At 38.5% G+C, this 22,770-nt stretch carries 24 protein-coding genes; 7 read left to right on the top strand and 17 right to left on the bottom strand.

The genetic code is table 11. The annotated features are described in order from the left end of the window. Nucleotides 1–27 precede the first annotated feature (27 nt). Together FIU87_RS08395 and FIU87_RS08390 are read right to left on the bottom strand one after the other, a co-directional pair. Nucleotides 28–825 carry an inositol monophosphatase family protein gene (locus tag FIU87_RS08395; RefSeq protein WP_152444170.1) on the bottom strand — a complete coding sequence of 266 codons (798 nt, stop codon included), beginning with the start codon at nt 823–825 and terminating at the stop codon, nt 28–30. A 141-nt stretch (nt 826–966) separates the two neighbouring features. Continuing rightward, complete coding sequence (locus tag FIU87_RS08390; protein WP_152444169.1) at nt 967–1,158, bottom strand: hypothetical protein; 192 nt, start codon at nt 1,156–1,158, stop codon at nt 967–969. A 208-nt stretch (nt 1,159–1,366) separates the two neighbouring features. On the opposite strand from FIU87_RS08390, the gene FIU87_RS08385 reads away from it, so the two are divergent. Beyond that, a complete protein-coding gene (locus FIU87_RS08385; RefSeq protein WP_152444168.1) occupies nt 1,367–2,017 on the top strand; it encodes a YktB family protein in 651 nt (216 codons plus the stop codon). A gap of 21 nt (nt 2,018–2,038) precedes the next feature. On the opposite strand, the gene FIU87_RS08380 is transcribed toward FIU87_RS08385, so the two are convergent. Together FIU87_RS08380 and FIU87_RS08375 are read right to left on the bottom strand one after the other, a co-directional pair. Next, a complete protein-coding gene (locus FIU87_RS08380) occupies nt 2,039–2,314 on the bottom strand; it encodes a UPF0223 family protein (RefSeq protein ID WP_152446476.1) in 276 nt (91 codons plus the stop codon). Nucleotides 2,315–2,364: 50 nt separating this feature from the next. Further along, nucleotides 2,365–3,324, bottom strand: coding sequence for an NAD(P)H-dependent flavin oxidoreductase (locus tag FIU87_RS08375; protein WP_152444167.1), 960 nt, complete (start codon nt 3,322–3,324; stop codon nt 2,365–2,367). Nucleotides 3,325–3,547: 223 nt separating this feature from the next. Here FIU87_RS08375 and FIU87_RS08370 point away from each other — a divergent pair, with 223 nt between their 5' ends. Then, nucleotides 3,548–5,029, top strand: coding sequence for an aminotransferase class I/II-fold pyridoxal phosphate-dependent enzyme (locus FIU87_RS08370; protein ID WP_253905541.1), 1,482 nt, complete (start codon nt 3,548–3,550; stop codon nt 5,027–5,029). 58 nt (nt 5,030–5,087) lie between these two features. Here FIU87_RS08370 and FIU87_RS08365 read toward each other — a convergent pair whose 3' ends face one another. Then, a complete protein-coding gene (locus FIU87_RS08365; protein ID WP_010192775.1) occupies nt 5,088–5,213 on the bottom strand; it encodes a GapA-binding peptide SR1P in 126 nt (41 codons plus the stop codon). A gap of 443 nt (nt 5,214–5,656) precedes the next feature. Next, on the bottom strand, nt 5,657–5,956 hold the full coding sequence (locus tag FIU87_RS08360) for a DUF3055 domain-containing protein (protein WP_152444165.1): 300 nt from the start codon (nt 5,954–5,956) through the stop codon (nt 5,657–5,659). Nucleotides 5,957–6,106: 150 nt separating this feature from the next. Between FIU87_RS08360 and FIU87_RS08355 the strand changes: the two genes are divergently transcribed. Next, nucleotides 6,107–6,529 (top strand): DUF1885 family protein, encoded by a 423-nt coding sequence (locus FIU87_RS08355; protein ID WP_152444164.1) that lies wholly within the window; start codon nt 6,107–6,109, stop codon nt 6,527–6,529. 34 nt (nt 6,530–6,563) lie between these two features. On the opposite strand, the gene FIU87_RS08350 is transcribed toward FIU87_RS08355, so the two are convergent. Further along, nucleotides 6,564–7,493: a polysaccharide deacetylase family protein gene (locus FIU87_RS08350; RefSeq protein ID WP_152444163.1), complete on the bottom strand. Its 930-nt coding sequence runs from the start codon at nt 7,491–7,493 to the stop codon at nt 6,564–6,566. Nucleotides 7,494–7,605: 112 nt separating this feature from the next. Continuing rightward, entirely contained in the window at nt 7,606–7,848 is a 243-nt protein-coding gene (locus tag FIU87_RS08345; RefSeq protein ID WP_152444162.1) for a hypothetical protein, read from the bottom strand. A gap of 218 nt (nt 7,849–8,066) precedes the next feature. On the opposite strand from FIU87_RS08345, the gene FIU87_RS08340 reads away from it, so the two are divergent. After that, the gene (locus FIU87_RS08340) at nt 8,067–8,474 is read left to right on the top strand and encodes a YbbN family protein (protein ID WP_216647563.1); all 408 of its coding nucleotides are present in this window, start codon (nt 8,067–8,069) and stop codon (nt 8,472–8,474) included. 41 nt (nt 8,475–8,515) lie between these two features. Here the strand turns inward: FIU87_RS08340 and lpdA are convergent, their stop codons facing one another. The 5 genes from lpdA to FIU87_RS08315 form a co-directional block, all read right to left on the bottom strand. Beyond that, a complete protein-coding gene (gene lpdA / locus FIU87_RS08335; protein WP_152444160.1) occupies nt 8,516–9,928 on the bottom strand; it encodes a dihydrolipoyl dehydrogenase in 1,413 nt (470 codons plus the stop codon). A 5-nt stretch (nt 9,929–9,933) separates the two neighbouring features. Then, entirely contained in the window at nt 9,934–11,310 is a 1,377-nt protein-coding gene (locus tag FIU87_RS08330; protein WP_152444159.1) for a dihydrolipoamide acetyltransferase family protein, read from the bottom strand. Nucleotides 11,311–11,406: 96 nt separating this feature from the next. Next, complete coding sequence (locus tag FIU87_RS08325; RefSeq protein ID WP_152444158.1) at nt 11,407–12,384, bottom strand: alpha-ketoacid dehydrogenase subunit beta; 978 nt, start codon at nt 12,382–12,384, stop codon at nt 11,407–11,409. 3 nt (nt 12,385–12,387) lie between these two features. Further along, on the bottom strand, nt 12,388–13,503 hold the full coding sequence (gene pdhA / locus FIU87_RS08320; RefSeq protein WP_152444157.1) for a pyruvate dehydrogenase (acetyl-transferring) E1 component subunit alpha: 1,116 nt from the start codon (nt 13,501–13,503) through the stop codon (nt 12,388–12,390). A 774-nt stretch (nt 13,504–14,277) separates the two neighbouring features. Next, nucleotides 14,278–14,943: a YkyA family protein gene (locus FIU87_RS08315; protein ID WP_152444156.1), complete on the bottom strand. Its 666-nt coding sequence runs from the start codon at nt 14,941–14,943 to the stop codon at nt 14,278–14,280. Between the two features lie 189 nt (nt 14,944–15,132). On the opposite strand from FIU87_RS08315, the gene def reads away from it, so the two are divergent. Then, nucleotides 15,133–15,687: a peptide deformylase gene (gene def / locus FIU87_RS08310; RefSeq protein ID WP_152444155.1), complete on the top strand. Its 555-nt coding sequence runs from the start codon at nt 15,133–15,135 to the stop codon at nt 15,685–15,687. 20 nt (nt 15,688–15,707) lie between these two features. Here def and FIU87_RS08305 read toward each other — a convergent pair whose 3' ends face one another. Both FIU87_RS08305 and FIU87_RS08300 read right to left on the bottom strand, forming a co-directional pair. Continuing rightward, complete coding sequence (locus FIU87_RS08305; protein WP_152444154.1) at nt 15,708–16,499, bottom strand: Cof-type HAD-IIB family hydrolase; 792 nt, start codon at nt 16,497–16,499, stop codon at nt 15,708–15,710. 19 nt (nt 16,500–16,518) lie between these two features. Next, on the bottom strand, nt 16,519–17,424 hold the full coding sequence (locus FIU87_RS08300) for a DMT family transporter (protein WP_152444153.1): 906 nt from the start codon (nt 17,422–17,424) through the stop codon (nt 16,519–16,521). 789 nt (nt 17,425–18,213) lie between these two features. Between FIU87_RS08300 and FIU87_RS08295 the strand changes: the two genes are divergently transcribed. Together FIU87_RS08295 and rnjA are read left to right on the top strand one after the other, a co-directional pair. After that, nucleotides 18,214–18,423: a DNA-dependent RNA polymerase subunit epsilon gene (locus tag FIU87_RS08295; protein ID WP_152444152.1), complete on the top strand. Its 210-nt coding sequence runs from the start codon at nt 18,214–18,216 to the stop codon at nt 18,421–18,423. Between the two features lie 6 nt (nt 18,424–18,429). Then, nucleotides 18,430–20,097, top strand: a complete 1,668-nt coding sequence (gene rnjA / locus FIU87_RS08290; protein ID WP_152444151.1) for a ribonuclease J1 — start codon at nt 18,430–18,432, stop codon at nt 20,095–20,097. A gap of 44 nt (nt 20,098–20,141) precedes the next feature. Here the strand turns inward: rnjA and FIU87_RS08285 are convergent, their stop codons facing one another. After that, nucleotides 20,142–20,822, bottom strand: coding sequence for a potassium channel family protein (locus FIU87_RS08285; RefSeq protein WP_152444150.1), 681 nt, complete (start codon nt 20,820–20,822; stop codon nt 20,142–20,144). A gap of 92 nt (nt 20,823–20,914) precedes the next feature. Beyond that, nucleotides 20,915–22,762 carry an ABC transporter ATP-binding protein gene (locus tag FIU87_RS08280; RefSeq protein ID WP_152444149.1) on the bottom strand — a complete coding sequence of 616 codons (1,848 nt, stop codon included), beginning with the start codon at nt 22,760–22,762 and terminating at the stop codon, nt 20,915–20,917. Between the last annotated feature and the right edge of the window lie 8 nt (nt 22,763–22,770).

The following is a 22,770-nucleotide window of genomic DNA, read 5'->3' as shown; positions in this document are numbered from 1 at the left end:
GGAGCGAAATGGCTCCATGGTTTTTAGTTATTTTTTCAGTTTTGATAAATAATCTCTTGAAATTTCTTCATGTAAACCCGGTTTGCACACAAACACACTGTTCTGCCCTAAAAGGTTCAACGGTTCACCATGCAAGGTCGTTACCTTCCCACCTAATTCGGACACAATGATAAGTCCAGCGGCAAAATCCCAAGGAGACAACCTGAGCGTAAGGTAGGCATCTATTCTGCCCGTAGCGACATAGGCCATCTCTAATGCCGCAGACCCGTAGGATCTTGTACCTCTCACTTTTTTTACCAATGGTGACAATATGGTCGGGTCAATTCGCTTATTTTCTGTAATCCAAGTGGCATTAAGAGCAATGACTGCCTTTTCAACAGGTACTTTCTCGAGCTTTGGAAGTTGAAGGTCGTTTAAATAGGCTCCTTCCCCTGCTTTGGCATGATAAAGCTCGTCATGGACCACATCATAAATTAAACCGATTTTGCCCACACCATCTTCATAGACGGCAACCGAGATAGCAAAGTTTCGTTGCTGATGTACAAAATTCATCGTTCCATCGATGGGATCAATAATCCAGACAGTCCCATCTAATTTATCCAATTCATCGCCAAAGCCCTCTTCCCCTAAAATTTGATGCTCAGGGTAGGTTCCTCTTATTTTTTCAATAAAAAATTTTTCAGTATCTTGATCTATATCTGTGACAAGATCATCTGGTGATGACTTAGTATGTATCATGAGTTCTTTACTAAATGAGGACCTTATTCTTTCACCTGCTTCTTTTGTCCAGGCTTTTGCGTGCTTATCTATTTCAGACCAATTCAAGCTACTTCCCCTGCCTTTTACAATGTAATGGTAGAATAAATGTCGATATGTAGGTATTAGCTTACTCAATCATGCCCGATAAAGCAAGTAAAGGGGAACATAGAAAAACGAACCTCTTTAGGTCCGTTTTGTAGTATAACACTACGAAACCTCTAGACTTAGCATATCCTTGCGTAATTGCTCCAACTTGGCTTTGGATTTTTTGATTTTTTCCTGATCAGATTCTTGAATCGCTTCAAAAAGAACTGCCAGCTCGTAATCAATTTCTAGCTTTAGAACCGCTCGATGATTTTCCTCTTTTCTCTTTTTCCAAGGAGTCGCTACTTGTTTCATGTCATTCCCTCCCTCAAATGATATTCCTTTCCATAAACTTTAGATTCGTTTTTAAATGGTTGCTATATCATATGAAAAGAAATAAAGTTGGTAACTAAAATGTGCAGTTACCTACAGATAGTTTTTTATCCCATTAATCTTTTGGCAGAGAAGAATCGCTATGCTAAAATAAACCAGACAATAAAGATCAATGATGGAGTGAATGAGAATGGCAAAAAGGAAATTCAATGGGTTCAAAAAGAAGGATTTTGAGGTTTTTAACATAAATGGCTTAGAAAAAAGAATGGAAGCATTGCAATCACAGATTCAACCAAAATTCGAATTGTTAGGTGAGCATTTCTCTCCTACCTTATCAGCGATGACAGGAGATGAGATGCATTACCATGTTGCAAAACATGCTCGCCGCACAATAAACCCTCCTAAGGATTCTTGGGTTGCTTTTGCTAATAACTCCCGTGGGTATAAAATGCTGCCACATTTTCAAATCGGTCTTTGGGAAACTCATGTATTCGTTTGGTTTGCTGTCATATACGAAGCACCGTTGAAGGCTTCATTTGGAGAAACACTGTTAAAAGAGGTAAAAAAAATTCGAGATGAAATACCAACGGATTATGTTTGGTCTAAAGACCACACAAAGCCAGAAGTAATCAAGCAAAGTGAGTTATCCGAAAAGCAGCATAAGGAGCTTTTTGAGCGTCTTATTCAAGTGAAAAAAGCGGAAATTTTATGTGGTATTCAAATTCCTAAAGAAGAAGCTATAAAGCTTAGTGGGGATGAAACCATTGCTAGGATACAAGAAGCGTTCCAAACGTTAAGAGAATTGTACAATTTAACCAAACAAACAGCTGGCGCCTCTTAATCGGGCACCAGCTGTTTTGAATTATTTTGTCATCTTGACCTTATCTCCAGGTGAAAGTTCTTTTGCTTTTTTCATGGTTTGATAGATCGAAAAGCCACTTGATTCCTCGTACTCGTTCCCAAGGTTACGTTCTTGGGCTTTTCCTGGAACAATTTCTTTAAAACGGCGATATAATTCAAGTAGGCGATCTCGCTCCATCCCCTTTGTATAGGAATGCTCAACCGCTTCATAAAAGGCCATCACGTCAATCAGCTCTTCCGTTGACCAATCATAAGAAATGGGATATGTAAATTCCATCATTTCACCTCCATGTCATAATGAAAAATACAGTATAACATTTTTCTGCTTTAGTTTGCCCAGTTCTTTCTTATTTTCTCTCCATCGTTTATCATCCTTGAAATTAAGCTTTCAACGGACGGGACATCATCAATCAATCCCATCACTTGACCAGCCCAAGCAAAGCCTTCCTCTGTCTGGCCATCATAAATAAACCTTTTATTGGCTACCCCACTAATAAAACTTTTTAGATCTTCATATCCTTTAGCTTCTCTCTCCAATTGCAGAATCTGTTCCGTCCATTTATTATGAATTGCTCTTGCAGGTGCACCAAGACTTCTTTTTATTACCACCGTATCGCTTTCAGACCCTTTTACAAGTAACTCTTTATAGATGGGATGTGCATGTATGCATTCTTTTGTTGCAATGAATCTTGTGCCCATTTCAATCCCTTCTGCACCAAGTGACAACGACGCCATTAATCCTCTCCCATCGCCTATCCCACCTGAAGCGATAACTGGAATAGACAATGCATCCACTACTTTTGGGATAAGGACCATCGTGCCCAGATCGTTCTTGCCAAGATGTCCTCCCCCTTCTTGCCCTACAACCATTACAGCATCTGCTCCTAATTCCTCTGCTTTTTGTGCTTGTCGTTTTGCTGCAACCAGCACTAATTTCTTACACGACACCCCTTCTAAGCGATTAAAGATCGGAGCAGGATTACCACCTGTCATCGAAATAACCGGAACCTTCTCTTCTATTGCAACATCCAGCATATGTTCAAAAGGCCTGCCATGCTGCCCGATGGCATAATTCACTCCAAATGGTTTATCTGTTAGCTTCCTTGTTTTTCGTATTTCATCTCTTAACTGCTCAGGCGACTCTAGACTCATAGCAGTTATCTGTCCGAGTCCCCCTGCGTTCGATACAGCCGCAGCTAAGTCAGCATAAGCAAGATATGCTAGTCCCCCCTGTATAATTGGATACTTAATATCAAGCAACTTTGTCACGCGAGTTTCCCAATTCATAAAAGTATTCATCCTCTCTGTTGTTTCAATTGATGCTATTTTAATACTTTTCTTTTCCTATTTAAGAAATCCTGTTTTTTTTAGTAAAATAACCAAAATAAAATCTTTGCAACCTGACAGATAAATGCTATAATTTCATTTGTTTTACGTTTAAGTTTGTTCTATGAAAATAGATACGTTAAGATAGATGAATCTAAGAAAAGTAAAGAGGTGCAAAGGTAAGTTGACCTATACACAAAAAGATACTCCATTATTTTCAGGGCTCGTTCAGCACGCAGAGAAGAACCCGGTACAATTTCATATTCCTGGCCATAAAAAAGGAGCAGGTATTGATCCTGAATTCCGAAATTTTATTGGCGACAACGCTCTTTCAATAGATTTAATTAATATTGGACCACTTGATGATCTTCACCATCCAAAAGGAATGATAAAAGCTGCACAAGAACTTGCCTCCAAAGCATTCGGAGCGGATCATACCTTCTTTTCCGTTCAGGGTACAAGTGGAGCAATTATGACCATGGTAATGGCTGTTTGTGGACCAGGTGAAAAAATCATTGTTCCGCGAAACGTTCATAAGTCCGTTATGTCGGCTATTGTGTTTTCAGGGGCCGTACCTATTTTCATCCACCCAGAAGTAGATAAAGAGCTTGGAATCTCTCATGGCATTACTACAGACGCTGTAGAAAAAGCACTTCAGCAACACCCGGATGCTAAAGGAGTCCTTGTTATCAATCCTACTTATTTCGGAGTTTCGGCAGACCTTTGTCAAATCGTTGAGATTGCGCATTCGTTTAACGTACCTGTCCTAGTGGATGAAGCACATGGAGTTCATATTCACTTTCATGAAGAACTTCCGCTATCCGCCATGCAAGCTGGTGCAGATATGGCAGCAACTAGCGTTCACAAGCTTGGTGGATCCATGACACAAAGCTCTATCCTAAACGTCAAAGAAGGGCTTGTTAATGTCAATAGAATACAAAGCATCTTGAGCATGTTAACGACAACTTCTACCTCCTATCTATTACTTGCATCATTGGATGTTGCAAGAAAACGATTAGCAACAGAGGGACATGCGCTCATTGAGAAGACAATCCACCTTGCTGATAAAACAAGAAAAGCGATTAATGAAATAGAACACCTATATTGTGTTGGTTCTGAAATACTCGGTAGAAAAGCAACATTTGATTATGATCCAACTAAGCTAATCATCTCTGTCAAAAATCTAAATCTAACAGGTTATGATGTAGAAAAGTGGCTTCGTAAAAACTACAATATTGAAGTTGAGCTCTCTGACTTGTATAACATTCTCTGCATTATCACACCAGGGGATACGGAAGCAGAAACTGACATCCTAATTCAAGCGCTACGTGAGTTATCTTCTGAATTTACACACCAAGCTGGAAATGCAGATAATGAGACCAAGGTATTGCTTCCTGACATTCCAGTACTGGCAATTGCACCTCGTGATGCCTTTTATTCTGAAACAGAGGTCGTACCATTTGAGCAGTCTGCAGGTAGAATCATAGCGGAGTTTATAATGGTATATCCACCTGGTATTCCAATTTTCACACCAGGAGAAATTATTACGGATGATAACCTTACCTATATCAAAAAAACATTAGAAGTTGGTTTGCCTGTTCAAGGTCCAGAAGATGCTGAACTGAAGACCTTACGTGTGATCAAAGAACATAAAGCAATCAGATAGATAGTAGAATGAGAAAAGGGACCCCATTTGGAGGTCCCTTTTCTCATTCTATATATTTCTAGGCTAAATCTTCGCTTTTTTCAGAGCACTGGCAATCTGGACATTTTGCATAATAAGTCGTAACTTTTTCATCCTCAAAATGGTCTACCGCGCTGTTACAAGTTTGACAAATGATTGTACCCATACCCTCTAACCTCTTTCCTGTGAGAATTTTTTTGCAAAGCTGCCGTTAGTTTTGAAAGCGCTTTATGTTATTAATTATATGATAAACCGATAAATGTGTTATGTCAATAATTAAATTGTATGTCACATTTAAATTTTCATCACACAACGGTGTTGTTTTCCGCAAATGGCTCCGCGTCCTTCGGGGGTCTCATTTAGAAAAGCTCTTTTCTAAAAAATTGTTGCTAAAACCTAAGAAAAAGTCGGCTTTAAGACTTTTTCCAATCTTCGGGCTAAGAAAAATTGCCACGTTTTTAAAACTCCTCCACGAAAAGAGCACGACAGCAACGTTGATAACGGGTGTCTTAAAGATACACAGTAGCAACAAACTTTACGAAAACAGCCTTTAGAAAAGAGCAAAAAAAGAACATCGTCTTTTTTTAGACGATGGCTTTTGGTTAGGTGTTATTCATATTGCTCTTGGAATGGAATGGTTGGAATCGCTTCGGAAAAGAACTCTGCAAGGTCTTCTGCCTGCTGTGTTGATTCAATACGGAACACATGCTGAAGGTGGTTTAGGTCAGTAACATCTTTAGGATCGAGGAGAGTGGAGCGGCCGGTTTGCATGCAAATAACGAGTGGTTTACCAAAAAACATGTTTGTGTATACAATACCAAAATCATACCTGACATCTTTCGTTGTAAATCCAACAAAGCGAACTGGCACATTCTCATTGTTGTCATAAAGCTTGTCAAATAGGTTCATACTGTACCTCCTTATTATTTTTTGGTTATTCAGAATATTATTATAACTTATTGGATATTTAAATTGCAAGAATTTTCACTTAAGAGTTGTCTGCTTGTTTCTTCCAGTGCTAGAATAAGAATATGTTGTCTTATTTAGGAGTGAAAAACGATGGCCAGTAGTGCATATATTAACCTTGTGGAAAATTCAAAACAGAAAACCCTTACCATCGATGAAGTGAAAAATTTATTGCTCTATTATCAAGAAATTACATCAAAAACCGGGAAGCAATTAGCCTGGGAATATAGTGAAGCAGCCTTTCCTTATGAAATAAAGGAAAAGCCAGAAGGTGAAGGTGTTTGGTTTTATTTAAAGGCTAAGGAAGACCGTTATAACATGATTTTAATTGGAGTAGGAACGCAAGCAGCTACATCAGAAACAGAGCCGCTTTCTTACATTCAAATTACCCTTCATGATCAAAGTACACATGGAGATAAAGCCAAGGCCAATGAACTGTGTAAGTTTCTGGCAAAGAAGCTAGAGGCAGAATTAAAGTTGTTTACTGGCAGTATCATGTATTATTATAAACGTTAAAGAAAAGCCCACGTGTAAGCGGGCTTTTCTTTTATTATTCTGATGTGGTAACCTCTTCTTCCGCTCCAATTAAGTCAGGATCAACAATTTGATAGCCCTTTTCTTGAAGCCCCTTCACAATTCCTGGAAGAGCTTCGTTCGTCCATTCTCTGTCATGCATGAGAAGATTTGCACCGTTTCTTAGCTGATCGGAGTTTATCATAATCTCTTTCAGTGCTTCAGGTTCTCTGTATTCAGCTTCCCAATCGTAGCCATATGTCCAGTTCATGAGGATCATTCCTTCCTCTTTCACAAGCTCTCTAACATAATCAGTATTGGCTCCAAATGGGGCTCTAAAAAACCGAGGTTTTTCCCCTGTTATTTCTTCAATTCGTTCGTTCAATTCCATAATTTCTTCATACTGCTTGTCTTCTGGAATATTATCTAATGATTTATGCGACATGGTATGGTTTCCGATGGGAAACCCCATATCATAGATTTTCTTCAAGACAGCTTTTTCTTCTTCCGTTTCAATAAAATGTCCATTCACAAAAAAGATTGCTTTTACATTCAACTCTTGTAATGTTTTCGCCATCTCTAGCGCATACCTATCAGGAGCGTCATCAATAGTTAATAGGACAACCTCTGAAATAGCATCTTGAATTGGCTCGATGGAGTAATTGCCAGGGTTTACGATATATTGTGGTGTAACAGAAGTATTTTCATCTGGGGATGCGACCTCTTCATCCTCTTCACCCTTCCCGGGCTCTTCTTGCTCTTCTTGACCTTCGTCCGTTTCCTCCGTGTCATCTGGCGTTTCACCGTTAGTAGAGGCAGGGACTTCGCCATTGTTTTTATCCTTGTTTGAATGATTCTCCTCATTGGAAGCATTTTTTTCTTCTAATGCTTTCCCATCATTTTCGGGTGTGTCTCCACAAGCTGTTAGGAGGAGCATTAACAGTGTAGGTAGTATCCATTTTTTCATATTGTTTCCTCCAAAGGTAAAGTTCCTCTTTTATCATACTAGTAAATGCGGTTTAAAGGCAATAACTTTCCATATTTTTGGGGTCCTTTAAATGGAGGATTTAGTTCTTCCTTTAGAACACGAAGTAGAAAAAAAGCTGTTGAAAGCTAAAGAAAAATATAAAGCTTACGAGTGTTGTTACAAAAGCAGCTTTTTTCTTTTTCATTATAGCCATTGCCATCATATAACAAAGATAAATAAATATACCTAGAAGAATTATTTTAGCTTGTGTTTTATCTCTTGCAGAAAACCACTCTATGAAGCTGTAAGTACCCCAGAACATATTCTGAATGAGAAATACTACGTAACTTTTCATATAAGCAGCCCCTATTTGCATATTTCTATTTATGTAGCCGATTTTTGTAAATTAAAAACCTTATGAATAAATATGTTAGGAAGGAGTATTCTATTTTTCAATTTTGTAACATTTTGATAACAAATCCAGATTTGTGGATTTTTAATGGTAGAATAGCACCAATTATGTATAGACAAATGACATAAAAAACGTTATATTTCACCCCCATCGCACAGAAAGTGAGGATTGCCATGATAAGAGGCTCTGTTGTATTTTTTACGTTGTCTTTTTTCATTTTATCTTCCTGTCAGGAAAATGAATCTATCACACATATGGAAATTCCAGAGGATTCCCACACCCTTTTATTTTTCTCCGGGGAAACGAATGATCACGATGAAAGTACATATTATGATGCAATTATTGATGTGAAAAGTTCTGAGTCAGATGATTTGGAAAATATTGAATTTGTACATTCAGAAGGAAATAAGATTTTATATAAGCAATTTAATGTAACATCAACCCCTACTATAGTGGTTGTTCACCAGAATAAGATATTAACACAAATTGATGGCCCCCAATCAAAAGAGAACATTGTCGTTTCGATTGAAGAGGCATTAAATAAAGCTGACGGTTCAGCTTATAAATAAGTAAAAAGACCTCCTATTTTGGAGGTCTTTTTTAAATAATATTATTTTACAACATGAATCGGGCTACCCATCGCAACTTCAGCCGCTTCCATTGTGATTTCTCCCAATGTCGGATGAGCGTGGATGGTCATTGCGATATCTTCTGCAGTCATTCCTGCTTCGATAGCAAGGCCAAGTTCAGCAATCATATCAGATGCGCTAGAACCAGCAATTTGAGCACCGATGATTAAGCCATCTTCCTTACGAGTTACTAGCTTTAAGAAGCCGTCTGTTGCATTTAATGCTAAAGCACGACCATTTGCAGCAAATGGGAACTTAGCAGCAATTACTTCGATTCCTTCTTCCTTCGCTTGTGCCTCTGTATAACCAACAGATGCAAGCTCAGGCTCAGAGAATACTACCGCTGGAATTCCTAAGTAGTCGATTTCAGCTGGCTCACCAGCAATTGCCTCTGCAGCGATTTTACCTTCATAAGAAGCTTTGTGGGCTAGTGGTGGTCCATCTACAATGTCACCAATTGCATAGATGTTAGAAACACTTGTGCGGCATTGTTTGTCGATTTTCACTACGCCACGGTCCGTCATTTCTACCCCAACCTGCTCTAGGCCAAGTTCGTCTGTGTTTGGACGACGACCAACAGTAACTAGTACGTAATCAGCTTCGATTGTTTGCTCTTCGCCTTTTACTTCAATTGTTACTTTCACGCCATCTTCTGTTTCTTCTACACCTTTAGCCATAGCTTTTGTGAAGATTTCCACATTGCCTTTTTTCTTTAGATTACGCTTTACAAGTGAGCTCATTTGCTTTTCAAAGCCAGCCAAGATCTCATCTGCAGCTTCAACAATCACAACTTCTGTTCCAAAGTTAGCGTATGCTGTACCAAGCTCTGTACCGATATAGCCTCCACCAATAACAACAAGCTTCTTTGGAATGTCTTTAAGCGCTAATGCACCTGTTGAATCAAGCACACGCTTGGAATATTTAAACGTTGGAATTTCAATTGGGCGAGAACCTGTTGCAATGATACAGTTGTTAAACTTGTAAGTTTGTGCAGAGTTTTCGTCCATGATACGTACAGTGTTTCCGTCCACAAAGTAGGCTTCACCTGAAACGATGTCCACTTTATTCCCCTTAAGTAGACCTTCTACTCCGCCGGTTAATTTTTTTACTACGCCCGCTTTCCACTCTTGGACTTTAGTAAAATCAACTGTAACATTCTCAGCAGTAATTCCCATATCATCGGAGTGCTTAGCTGTTTCATAACGATGACCAGCAGAAATTAATGCCTTAGAAGGAATACAACCAACGTTTAGGCATACTCCACCAAGTGTGTTTTTTTCTACAATTGTTACCTTTTGTCCTAGCTGAGCAGCGCGGATTGCCGCAACATATCCACCAGGCCCTGAACCAATGACAAGCGTATCTACTTCAATTGCAAAATCTCCTACTACCATTTACCTTACCCCTCCATTAACAATAGTTGTGGATCGTTCAACAGACGCTTAATGTGGTTAAGCGCATTTTGAGCAGTAGCACCATCAATCATACGATGGTCAAAGCTTAGTGATAATGCAAGAACTGGAGCTACTACAATTTCTCCGTCTTTCACTACAGGTTTCTCAGCGATACGGCCGATACCTAAAATGGCAACTTCAGGGTGGTTAATAACTGGTGTGAACCATTGACCACCAGCAGAACCGATATTGGTGATAGTGCAAGATGCACCTTTCATTTCATCGGAAGCTAACTTTCCATCACGCGCTTTTCCAGCCAACTCATTAATTTCATTTGAGATAGAGAAGATAGATTTTCTATCCGCATCTTTTACAACAGGAACTAATAGTCCTTTTTCCGTATCAGCTGCGATACCGATGTTGTAATAATGCTTGTGCACGATTTCATCTGTTGCATCATCTAAGGATGTATTTAGAACCGGATACTCTCGTAACGCAGATGTAAGTGCTTTAACTACGTATGGTAAGAATGTTAACTTAATACCCTTATCTGCTGCAACTGTTTTGAATTTTTTACGATGGGCAACTAAATCTGTCACATCAATTTCATCCATTAGCGTTACATGAGGAGCTGTGTGCTTAGAGTTAACCATTGCTTTAGCAATCGCACGACGCATACCGCTCATTTTCTCACGAGTTTCTGGATATTGACCAGCAGGAATCGCTTGTTTTTCTTGTTTTGTTTCTTTTGCTTCCTCTTTTGCTGGAGCAGAATCTGTAGCAGTAGTAGCTTCTTCTGCTTTAGCGCCACCGCCAGAAAGGAAGGAATCGATATCACTCTTAAGAACGCGGCCATTATCTCCAGATCCTTGAACTTGACGAATTTCTACGCCTTTTTCACGAGCATATTTACGAACAGAAGGCATCGCAATCACACGTTTGTTCGGATCCACTTCTACTTGTTCTTGTGCGCCTGCGCCAGTTTCAGCTTTCGGCTCTTCTTTTGGAGCTTCTGCTTTTTTCACATCTTGTCCAGCTTCAGCAGTAGCTTGAACCTGTTCTTCTGTTTTTTCTTCTTTTTTCGGCTCTGGTTTTTCTTCGTCGCTACCGTGGTCGTCACCTTTGAATTTGAGGTCTTCGTAACCTGGTGCATCTAGTGTGATGATGGTTTGACCAACCGTTGCTACTGTTCCTTCGTCCACCTTTAATTCTTCAACCTTCCCTTTTACTGGGGAAGGAATTTCTACTACTGCTTTATCGTTTTGTACTTCACAAAGTATATCATCTTCTTCAATTTCGTCACCTGGTTTAACGAACCACTTAACAATTTCACCTTCATGGATACCTTCACCGATATCTGGCAATTTAAATTCGAATGCCACAGTCTTCAACCTCCTATGATAGATAAGTTATAGATAAAATGGAGAGCCCACTCTTTGCAAAGCTAAGAATGGACTTCTTCCCGATAGTTATAAAAATTAGAAGTTCAGAACTTTTTTCGCAGTTTCTAAAACATCTTTATGGTTTGGTAGCCATACACTCTCTGCTTGAGAGAATGGGAATACTGTATCTGGTGCAGCAACACGCAATACAGGCGCTTCAAGACTTAAAATAGCACGGTCATTGATTTCTGCAACCACGTTCGCTGCTATACCAGCCTGCTTTTGCGCTTCCTGAACAACGATAGCACGGCCTGTCTTTTCAACAGATGCAATAATGGTATCAATATCTAGTGGGCTGACAGTACGCAAATCAATCACTTCAGCAGAAACGCCGTCTTTCTCTAATACATCAGCAGCTTTTAAGCATTCATGAACCATAGCACCATAAGTAACCATAGTAATATCTGTTCCTTCACGTTTCACATCTGCTTTGCCAAGCTCGATTGTGTACTCCTCTTCAGGAACCTCCTGACGGAAAGAACGATATAATTTCATATGCTCTAAGAACACAACTGGGTCATTGTCGCGAATAGCAGCAATTAAAAGTCCTTTTGCGTCATATGGTGTGGATGGAATAACTACTTTCAGACCTGGTTGTTGTGCCATAAGTCCTTCTAAGCTGTCCGCATGAAGCTCAGGCGTGTGCACTCCACCACCGAAAGGAGAACGAATCGTTACAGGAGAGCTCCATTTTCCACCAGTACGGTAACGCATACGAGCAAGTTGTCCACTTACGGAGTCCATTACTTCGTATACAAAACCGAAGAATTGGATTTCCATTACAGGTCGGAATCCAGTTACACCAAGACCCACTGCAAGACCACCAATCCCTGATTCTGCAAGGGGCGTATCAAATACGCGATCTTCTCCGAACTCTGCTTGAAGGCCTTCAGTTGCACGGAAAACCCCACCGTTTTGCCCAACGTCTTCACCGAAAAGCAAGACATTTTCGTCATTTTTCAATTCTGTGCGTAACGCATCAGTGATTGCTTGAATCATAGTCATTTGCGCCATGGCTTACTTCGACTCCTTCTCTTTGTAAATTTCATTTTGTTCCTTAAGGTTATATGGAAGCTCCTCGTACATGAAGGAGATAAGGTCCGTTACTTTTTGTTTAGGTTGATCATCTGCTTTTTTGATTGCAACCTTAATATCTTCTTTTGCCTCTTCAATTACTTTATTTTCATCTTCTTCGCTCCAAATGCCCTTGTTTTCTAAGAACTTACGGAAACGAACTAGTGGATCCTTCTTTTCCCACTCGTCATCTAATTCAGAAGTACGGTAACGAGTTGGGTCATCCCCAGCCATTGTATGTGGACCATAACGGTATGTCAGCGTTTCAATTAACGTTGGACCTTCACCATTCACAGCACGCTCACGAGCATCACGAGTTGCTGCATACACTGCTAACGCATCCATTCCATCCACTTGAATTCCAGGAATACCTGCTGCTACAGCTTTTTGTGCAATAGTTGTTGCTGCAGATTGCTTTTCAACTGGAGTGGAAATAGCAAATCGGTTGTTCTGCACAACAAAAATTGCCGGTGCTTGATATGCTCCTGCAAAGTTTAACCCTTCATAGAAGTCACCTTGGGATGCTCCCCCGTCACCTGTATATGTAATAGCGACAGACTTTTTCCCTTTTTTCTTAAGACCAAGTGCCACACCTGCTGTTTGGATAATTTGTGCTCCAATAATAATTTGTGGTGGCAATAGATTTAAATCCTCTTGCATTTGGTTTCCGTGGAAGTGTCCACGAGAGAATAAAAACGCTTGATACAACGGCAAACCATGCCAAATCATTTGAGGAACATCACGGTATCCAGGAAGGATAAAGTCATCACTTTCTAACGCAAATTGAGAAGCAAGTTGAGATGCTTCCTGTCCAGCTGTAGGTGCATAGAAACCTAAACGTCCTTGTCTGTTAAGACTGATGGAACGTTGGTCAAGCACACGAGTGTATACCATGCGACGCATCAACTCTCTTAATTGATCATCACTTAATTCAGGCATTGCAGCTTCATTTACTACTTCGCCTTCTTCATTTAAAATTTGGAACGTTTGAAATTGCTCTTCCACTTTTGCTAACTGCTGCTTTGGATCTAACTTAGCATTTTTTGTTTTGGCAGCCATTAAAGTCACCTCTTCCTTTCTATTGAGAGAACTATTTTATCCATTGTTACATACAAAATTAGGTTACCCAAAAATTACATAAAAAGACATTTTTTCATATGCCCTGTACGAACTTCGTTGGAACCTGATACCGCTCAGTTAATTCTAGTTCTAAAAACTGTGCAAATTTCATCTGTATTAATAATACCAATGAAAATATTAATACAACTTTTCACCAAGGTCAAGTTTACAGTATAGGATTTAATTCCGTCAATTCCTTTGTATTACTAAGATTTCATACAACCAAAAAATGTAATAAACTTTCTGATAACTAAACTGTACTAATACAATTAACTTTTCTGTTTCATCACCAATCAACAAACTACAACAGACGGAAAATCACATTATTTTATGATAGCTTAATGTTGTTATTTACTCCTTTCCCGCTAATAACTCTTATTAATCTTTTGCTGCAAAAGATTATTCTAGCATACAAATAAAACAGATATTGTAGAGCCTTTGCTGTCCTTCGAGCAGAATTGTTATAAAACAAGGAGGGAAAAAAATATAGCTCTCTTCTTAATGATTGTTGCTTTTAGCCAGGATAAAGTCAGCTTTAGGATTTTTTCTAATCTTTAGGTAAGCTAAAATGCCACATATTTATATCTCCCTCTTCGAAAAAAGCATTACAACGGGTGTCTGAATAATAAACTGTAGTAACAAAGTTTGCGAAAACAGCCAAAAATAAAAACAACCCAAGGAACACAGTGTCCCTTGGGTAATTCTAATCACAGATTAATTATCATAGGATACATTTAAACCTGCTTGCTTGTAAAAATCTAATTTAGCTTTATTATATTGCTCAGTAAACGAATTAAAAGTTTCATTGGATTCGTTTACCTTATCATAGGATTCATTTAGATTGTTAATTTGTAATTGAAGCTCTTCTAGTGTTAAATCTTCCACTTGAAAAAGGCCATACAATTCCTTTTCTATTTCTACAGCTTCCATATAGTGGTTCCACAATGTTGTGTAAGCCTCATATCTTTGTTCCATCAGCTGATATAGAGATTGAGCTTCCTTTTTAAGTTTCTCATCCTCTAAAGCTTCAATAGAGGCCTTAACTTCTTCAAACTCTGCGCTTGCAGCTTCGATACTTTCTTTTTCCTTTGCCATCGCTGCTTCTTTTTGTTCAACAAGTGTTAATCCTTCTTGAGACAGTTTGACTATTTGGTCAAATTCTTTCATACCAAGACTAAGAATTTCCTCATAAATAGCAGACTCTTCTTTTTCTAATTCTAATAATGGATCTTGTTGTTCTTCAAAGCTAGCTTCTAATTCCACTACTTTTTCAAGTGTCTGGAAAATCTCTTGCTCTGGAGATTCCCCATTTACACAGCCAGACAAAAGTAAGGAAAAAGCGATCGCACTAGAACAAACCGTTTTTTTCCATAAATGCAATTTAATATCCCCCTAACATATCTTCTATTTAACTATAAAATTTATTGCTATTATTTACAATATTAAATTCCCTTCTCGAAGCATAAAAATAATACAGTATTCTTTATTCTTATTAAAAATCATCTTACTACCATTTAAAGCACACAATAGAGTATAGTAGCTATATATAGTGAGTTAGGAGTGACGAAAATGTTAACCTCAAAAGACATAATCAAAGAAGGAAATCCTACTTTGAGAAAGGTGGCAGAAGATGTACTTTTACCTCCATCTACAGAGGAAATCACCATTTTAAATCAAATGATGGAGTACCTTCAAAATAGCCAAAACCCAGAAATGGCTCAAAAGTATAACTTACGTCCTGGAATTGGACTTGCAGCGCCGCAAATCAACATTTCAAAAAAAATGATTGCCATTCATATACGGGATGAGTCAGGAAATCTACATAGTCATGCACTTTTCAATCCTAAGATTGTTAGTCATTCTGTTGAGAAAAGCTTTCTTACTTCAGGCGAGGGATGTTTATCGGTAGAACGGGAAGTGCCTGGGCTTGTGCCGCGATATGCTCGAATTACCGTAAAAGCAGTAAACACAGCAGGTGAAGAAGTGAAACTGCGCTTAAAGGGGCTATTATCTATTGTGTTTCAGCATGAAATTGATCATTTAAATGGTGTCATGTTTTATGATCATATTGATGCACAAAACCCATTTCAACCTCCACAAGGAGCCATTCCAATCGAGAGATAACAAAAGGCCTGATCAAGTGATCAGGCCTTTTGCTTTAACAACCCAAAATCGTGTAGTCCGTGCCAGATGCCGTCTTCTCCTACGTCCTTCGTTACATGCTTCGCTACTTTCAATAATTCAGGATGTGCATTTCCCATAGCAATCCCGTTCGCTACCGAACGTATCATTTCTATATCATTCAATCCATCTCCAAAGGCGTAAACATTTTCTGATTTGAAGGGTAGTTTTTGTAGCATTTTTTCAATTCCAATTGCTTTAGAACCGCCCTTTGGCAGAATGTCTGTGGAATATTGGTGCCAACGAATGTAGTGGAAATCACGATAAGTATCTACATAATGCTGCTGTTCATTTTCTTCGATGAAAAGCAAAGCTTGGTATATCTCTGTTGTTTCAAGGAAATCAGGTCCATATTCAGGATGAGTAAACTTTAAGCTGCCCATACTTTCATGAATGAATGGATGACTTTCTACATTTGACTTCATAACCTGATGATTTAAGTAAACAAGAGGATGATTCATCTTCTCAGAAAATTGTCTGAGCTCCTTCATCTTCTCAAGACTTAAAGGATTTTTATAAACCACTTCCCCTTCGAAAACAACATACTGCCCATTAAAGCTAACATAAGAGTGAATATCTAATTCCTTCCGAAGATCTTCAAACATAAAAGGAGCTCTTCCTGTTGCAATGGCTACATATACACCTTGTTCTTTTAATTCTTCTATTGCTTTTTTAGTGGAATTTGGGAGTTCCTTCTGATGATTTAACAACGTGCCATCTATATCAAAAAACACGATTTTATTTTCTTTGTTCATCTTTATCACCTAACTTCATTTAGACTGCGATTTTATTAACAGGTTTTTGTTTTTTTGCTTTCGTCTTATACGAGGATAAATATACACCAGAAAAGATAAGAATTAAACCAATAAGCATATGAGGTGTAATCTCTTCGTTTAATAAAAGGCTTCCCCACCCCATTGCTGTAAGGGGAACAATATAAGTAACAAGTGAAGCAAACTCGGCACTTCCCTCTTTTACCATGTAATAATAAAGAAGGTAAGCAATCCCTGATCCAAAAACACCTAATCCAATCAAGGAAAAAATGGTAGAAGCAGTTGTAACTGCTAGAAAGCCTTCTGGGGCAAGAACAAGCATAAAAATACCCGAAAGAATCCCTGCCATCGCAAGTGTACTGAAGGATATGATAGTAATTGGAATGTCTTGAAGGTATCTTCTGCTAAGGTGTGCGCCAAAACCATAGCAAATCGTTGCTCCAAGCATCGTACCCACACCAAAAAAATTATCCTGAAACAGTTGTATTATGTTCAACTTTAATAGCACCAAGATCCCAATAAAACCAACAAGCACACCAATCCATTGCATTGTTCTCATTTTACTAGAAAAAATCGAAAATCCAATAAGGATGGTCCATATAGGTGTAGTGGCATTAACAACAGATGCCATGCTAGAACTAATGGAAGTCTCACTGATTGCAATGAGCGCCCATGGAAGTGCGTTATTTAGTATTGCGATCAAAAGGATTGGAACAATTGGTAACTTTTTAATAACCTTCATTTTTTGTTGAATTAAAAGCAGAACGAAAAGTGTTCCTGCTCCGAACACACATCTCCAAAAAACCACCCCGAGAACACCTAAGTCCGTAACGAGAATTTTTATGAAGAAAAAGGACATTCCCCAGATTAAACTTAGGGTCAATAACGCTAAATAGAGACGTTTCATCTAGTTTTCCCACCTTAATCATTAGGGTTTCGAAATAAAAGTTTATTCTAACCTACATGAAGAAAACGCTTACTGTCAATGAAAACTTTAATCATTCTCTTTTCTAAACACAGTATGCGTATTCCCAACACAACAGTTATATGTTAATCTGATACTAACTATACGCAGTTTAAAAGTGGTCGTCTAGACGCAACCTACCATTCCTTTTGTGCTAAATTTCGTATTTTTACCAGCAACTATTTTTACTGTTTGATGCATATTAACTAGTAACAAACAGAACGATTTCGAGTACAGGGAGTGAAAGACTATGCTAAGAAGATTGCGAAGAAAACTGCTGCGGAGAATGAATGATATCTTAAAAAGAAAAACGATTGCTTAAATTTTTTTTAAAGAGTCCTCCATTCATAAAGAAGGACTCTTCTATATTTTCCCCACATAAATTTTACAAAGATACCTAGGGAAACTATAATAAGAATAACCCCGCCATAACCTGTCAGCGTATGCGAAAGCTCCCTGTGGGAAATATAGTATAAGGTTAGGTTGCATTAAAAGCATGAATTCCTGAGGCTTTTCGTATATAATAGGTTAATAATGGCTTAAAGGCCAATGAACGTTACATATAGTAAATACCATACTTACTGTCTTTTTGTAAGAAAAAAGTGCACAGAATGATGGACACATTTCTGCGTCGCCGGATACTTCCGCACTTTTTTCCTACTTAAAATATATTTATAAAACCATTTTCCAAGAGCTATGGGACGTGGGAGAAATGTTTAAGGAGAGATAAAGATGATTTTTAAAGTGTACTACCAAGAAGACGTTACGGAAGCACCAGTTAGAGAGAAAACCGAGGCTCTTTATATTGAAGCCACTGAAGTGTTTGAGGTTCGCAGGAAACTAAAGGACATGCCGTATAATATCGAATTTATCCAACCGGTTACTGGCGACTTCTTCGAATATGAAAAACAATCTGAAAACTATAAAGTATTGGAGATTTGATAGACAATGAAATTTGTAAAAAACAACCAAGCAGCGGTATTCGCTCTAGGAGGGCTAGGTGAGATCGGGAAAAACACCTATGCTGTTCAATTTCAAGACGAAATTATCCTAATTGATGCCGGTATTAAATTCCCTGAAGACGAATTATTAGGGATTGATTACGTTATTCCTGATTACACATACCTAGTTAAAAACCAAGAAAAAATTAAAGGACTTTTTGTTACCCATGGTCACGAAGATCATATTGGGGGAATTCCTTACCTACTTCGCGAAGTTGATATTCCTGTATATGGAGGGAAACTCGCTCTCGGTCTTATTAAGAATAAATTGGAGGAGCATGGTCTTCTTCGCAAAACAAAACTGATTGAAATTCAGGAAGATGATATTATTAAATTCCGCAAAACGTCGGTTACTTTCTTCCGTACTACTCACAGTATTCCAGATTCCTATGGTGTGGTTGTTAAAACACCTCAAGGTAACATTGTTCATACTGGTGACTTTAAATTTGACTTTACTCCTGTTGGAGAGCCTGCTAACTTAACAAAGATGGCGGAGATCGGAAAAGAAGGCGTTCTTTGCTTACTATCTGATAGTACAAATAGTGAAATCCCTGACTTTACAATGTCTGAGCGTCGTGTTGGTGAAAGTATTCAGGATATTTTCCGTAAAGTAGACGGAAGGGTCATCTTTGCTACCTTTGCCTCTAATATTCACCGCCTTCAACAAGTAACAGAAGCAGCGGTTGCTCATGGAAGGAAAATTGCTGTATTCGGACGCAGTATGGAAGCAGCGATTAATATCGGTCAAGAGCTTGGATATATAAACGCACCAAAAGATACATTTATTGAGGCAAACCAAATTAATAGAATGCCTGCTAACAAAGTGACCATCCTTTGTACTGGAAGCCAAGGAGAACCTATGGCAGCTCTTTCCCGCATTGCGAATGGAACACACCGTCAGATTCAAATCATACCAGGAGATACGGTTGTCTTTTCTTCTTCCCCAATTCCTGGGAATACATTAAGTGTCAATCGTACTATCAATATGCTTTTCCGCGCAGGTGCAGATGTAATCCACGGATCCTTAAGTGATATTCATACATCCGGTCACGGTGGTCAACAAGAGCAAAAACTTATGTTGCGCTTAATAAAACCAAAATACTTCATGCCAATTCACGGTGAATACCGCATGCAAATCACGCACAAACAACTTGCGATTGATTGTGGTGTTCGTGAGGAAAACTGCTTTGTGATGGATAATGGTGAGGTTTTAGCATTAAGTGAGGAAGAAGCATCTGTAGCTGGAAAAATCCCTTCTGGTAACGTCTATATAGATGGAAACGGCATAGGAGATATCGGAAACATCGTGTTACGAGATCGCCGTATCCTATCAGAAGAAGGCTTAGTAGTTGTTGTGGTTAGCATTAACATGAAGGATTTCAAGATTGCTTCAGGCCCAGACATTATCTCTCGTGGATTTGTGTATATGAGAGAATCTGGTGATTTAATTAATGATGCTCAATCTCTTATTTCTAAGCATTTGAATAAAATTATGGAGCGCAGAACAACACAATGGTCTGAAATCAAAAACGAGATTACAGACACACTTGCTCCATTCCTTTATGAAAAAACAAAACGTCGCCCAATGATATTACCTATCATCATGGAAGTATAAAAGACAAGATATAAAAACCTCAGGAGCTTAAGCTCCTGAGGTTTTTAATCTTCTACCACATTTTTTTCAAATCTATTGATATCTGTATCAGCACCTATGACAATAAGAATATCTCCTTGCCTGATTGGGTCTGTTGCTTGAGGAGAAACAATGATATCTCTTCCTCTTTTGATTGCGACAATATTAATTCCGTATTTGGCACGGATATCTAAACTTATTAAAGTTTTACCGTCAATCCTTCTGCTAGCTACAATCTCCACGATGCTATGTTCATCAGATAGCTCTAGATAATCTAATACATTGTTAGATACTATGTTATGGGCAATTCTTCTTCCCATATCTCTTTCTGGATGAACGACCTGGTCAGCACCGATTCGACTTAACACCTTTTCATGATAGTCATTTGTTGCTTTAACAGTTATATGCTTTACACCTAGCTCTTTTAGTATTAGGGTTGTCAGAATGCTAGCTTGGATATTATCACCAATAGCAACAATAACATGATCAAAATTACGGATCCCAATGCTTTTTAACACTGCCTCATCTGTACTGTCTCCAACTACAGCATGAGATGCAATGTTTGCAAACTCATTCACTCGTTCTTCATTATTATCAATGGCAAGTACTTCCACTCCCTCATTGCTCAATGCCTCCACCATGCTACCCCCGAAACGACCTAAACCAATAACGGCAAACTCTTTCTTTTTCAACGACTTTTCCCCCATATGGACTCAATTTTTATTCCTATTGTACCATAAAAAGAGCCAAATATATAAAAAGGACACCCTCAAATACGTTAGCGGGTGTCCTTTTTGCATCAACTTACATCAGACATGGTAAATTGAGCTTTTACAAGGTGATAATAAATCCCTTGATGCTCCATTAATTGGTCATGATTTCCTTGTTCCATAATGTTTCCATGATCAAGGACGATGATTTTGTCAGCTTCTCTTATCGTAGAAAGTCGATGCGCAATGATTATTGCAGTCCTACCATGTAAAAGCTTTTTCAAAGCAGTTTGAATTTGTACTTCTGTTTCTGTATCTATACTCGCTGTTGCTTCATCTAAAATAATGATGCTAGGATCTGCCAGTAAGGCTCTTGCAAAGGAAATCAATTGTCTTTCTCCTACTGATAATACATTTCCTCTTTCTTCTACCTCTGTTTCATATCCATTTTTTAATCTTTCAATAAAGTTATTCACACCTACTGCCTCTGCAGCTGCTTTTACTTCCTCATCCGTAGCCGTAGGACGACCAAAACGGATGTTATCATTAATGGTGCCAGAGAAAATAAAGGTATCCTGCAGAACAACGCTGATTTGCGAACGCAAGCTTTTTACAGAAATATCTCGAATGTTATGACCATCAATTTTCACTTCACCGCCAGTGGCATCATAAAACCGCGAAATTAAGTTGGCAATCGTGGTTTTCCCAGAGCCTGTATGACCGACTAAAGCAACCGTTTGACCAGCGTTCATGTGCAAGGAAATACTGTTTAAGGCCTTCCGTTTATTATCATATGAAAATTCAACATCTTTAAACTCGATCTCTCCCTTAATTGTATCTAAATGAATGGCATCTTCTTTTTCATCCACAATTGGTTTTTCATCTAGGAATTCAAAGATTCTTTCAGAGGAAGCCATCCCAACAAGCAGCATGTTATACAGCTGCCCCAATCGCGAAATGGGCTCCCAGAACATTCCTAAATAGAATGCAAAGGAAATAAATACCCCTAGTGTTAATGTGCTGGAGCCACCTGTTAGGTTTTGCTGAATTAAATAGGCACCAAACCAAATCAGGATTGCGGTACCAACTGCATTCGTCATTTCTACAAACGGTCTAAAGATAGCATTTTGTTGCGTTGCATTTCGCCAAGATTGAAAGTTCTCTGTATTAATTCTGTCGAAGAACCCCATGTTTTCTCTTTCCTGAGTAAACGATTGGGTCACACGAATTCCTTGAATACTTTCATTCAAATGTGAATTTAGCATCGCTTGCTTGATCCTTACATCCTGCCAAGCCCTTCTAATTTTCCTACGCAATTTAGTAGAAATTAAGAACATAATTGGCAATATGACAAGAATAGCAACAGCTAGTTCAGGACTTAAGGCGAATAGAATGATAACAATTCCTACTAAAAGAATAAAGTCCATTAATAGATTAATGACGCCATTTGTAAATAGCTCTTGAAGAGAATTAATATCATTCATTATCCTTACAAGAATGGAACCTGCTGAGCGCTGATCAAAGAACCTATGAGAGAGGCCTTGAACGTGAGTAAACAGATGTTTTCGCAAATCGTAAATAACATTCTGTCCAAGCATATTCATCCATCTAATCCTTAGCGCATTTGCCACATAGGACAAGCCATATAGCACGGATATAATAATAGCTAACTTAACAACCATATCCATATCGCGTTGATCAATGGCATAATCAAACATATATTTACCAATAATAATTGGCACAACCAGCCTTACTCCTGTAGCAATCAGCATCGTTATTATCGCCAGCGGGAGTAGGTTTTTGGAATACGGCTTCATATAGGAAAACAACCGTAACATTTGTTGCCAATTGAATGGTTTTTCAATCGCATTATCAGTAGAATAATAGAATCTTTTTTTCACATTGTCATTTAAGACAACCTTTTGTTTCTTACGCAACCTTCTCA

Origin of the sequence: Bacillus sp. THAF10 (genome assembly GCF_009363695.1) — a bacterium.
Classification (GTDB): Bacteria; Bacillota; Bacilli; order Bacillales; family Bacillaceae_I; genus Sutcliffiella_A.
This window is presented reverse-complemented; position numbering and strand designations above follow the sequence as displayed.

Coding starts and splice junctions, on each gene's coding strand:
- FIU87_RS08390 (WP_152444169.1), bottom strand. CDS start 1,158: ATGAAACAAGTAGCGACTCCTTGGAAAAAGAGAAAAGAGGAAAATCAT.
- FIU87_RS08385 (WP_152444168.1), top strand. CDS start 1,367: ATGGCAAAAAGGAAATTCAATGGGTTCAAAAAGAAGGATTTTGAGGTT.
- FIU87_RS08380 (WP_152446476.1), bottom strand. CDS start 2,314: ATGGAATTTACATATCCCATTTCTTATGATTGGTCAACGGAAGAGCTG.
- FIU87_RS08375 (WP_152444167.1), bottom strand. CDS start 3,324: ATGAATTGGGAAACTCGCGTGACAAAGTTGCTTGATATTAAGTATCCA.
- FIU87_RS08365 (WP_010192775.1), bottom strand. CDS start 5,213: ATGGGTACAATCATTTGTCAAACTTGTAACAGCGCGGTAGACCATTTT.
- FIU87_RS08360 (WP_152444165.1), bottom strand. CDS start 5,956: ATGAACCTATTTGACAAGCTTTATGACAACAATGAGAATGTGCCAGTT.
- FIU87_RS08355 (WP_152444164.1), top strand. CDS start 6,107: ATGGCCAGTAGTGCATATATTAACCTTGTGGAAAATTCAAAACAGAAA.
- FIU87_RS08350 (WP_152444163.1), bottom strand. CDS start 7,493: ATGAAAAAATGGATACTACCTACACTGTTAATGCTCCTCCTAACAGCT.
- FIU87_RS08345 (WP_152444162.1), bottom strand. CDS start 7,848: ATGAAAAGTTACGTAGTATTTCTCATTCAGAATATGTTCTGGGGTACT.
- lpdA (WP_152444160.1), bottom strand. CDS start 9,928: ATGGTAGTAGGAGATTTTGCAATTGAAGTAGATACGCTTGTCATTGGT.
- FIU87_RS08325 (WP_152444158.1), bottom strand. CDS start 12,384: ATGGCGCAAATGACTATGATTCAAGCAATCACTGATGCGTTACGCACA.
- pdhA (WP_152444157.1), bottom strand. CDS start 13,503: ATGGCTGCCAAAACAAAAAATGCTAAGTTAGATCCAAAGCAGCAGTTA.
- def (WP_152444155.1), top strand. CDS start 15,133: ATGTTAACCTCAAAAGACATAATCAAAGAAGGAAATCCTACTTTGAGA.
- FIU87_RS08305 (WP_152444154.1), bottom strand. CDS start 16,499: ATGAACAAAGAAAATAAAATCGTGTTTTTTGATATAGATGGCACGTTG.
- FIU87_RS08300 (WP_152444153.1), bottom strand. CDS start 17,424: ATGAAACGTCTCTATTTAGCGTTATTGACCCTAAGTTTAATCTGGGGA.
- FIU87_RS08295 (WP_152444152.1), top strand. CDS start 18,214: ATGATTTTTAAAGTGTACTACCAAGAAGACGTTACGGAAGCACCAGTT.
- rnjA (WP_152444151.1), top strand. CDS start 18,430: ATGAAATTTGTAAAAAACAACCAAGCAGCGGTATTCGCTCTAGGAGGG.
- FIU87_RS08285 (WP_152444150.1), bottom strand. CDS start 20,822: ATGGGGGAAAAGTCGTTGAAAAAGAAAGAGTTTGCCGTTATTGGTTTA.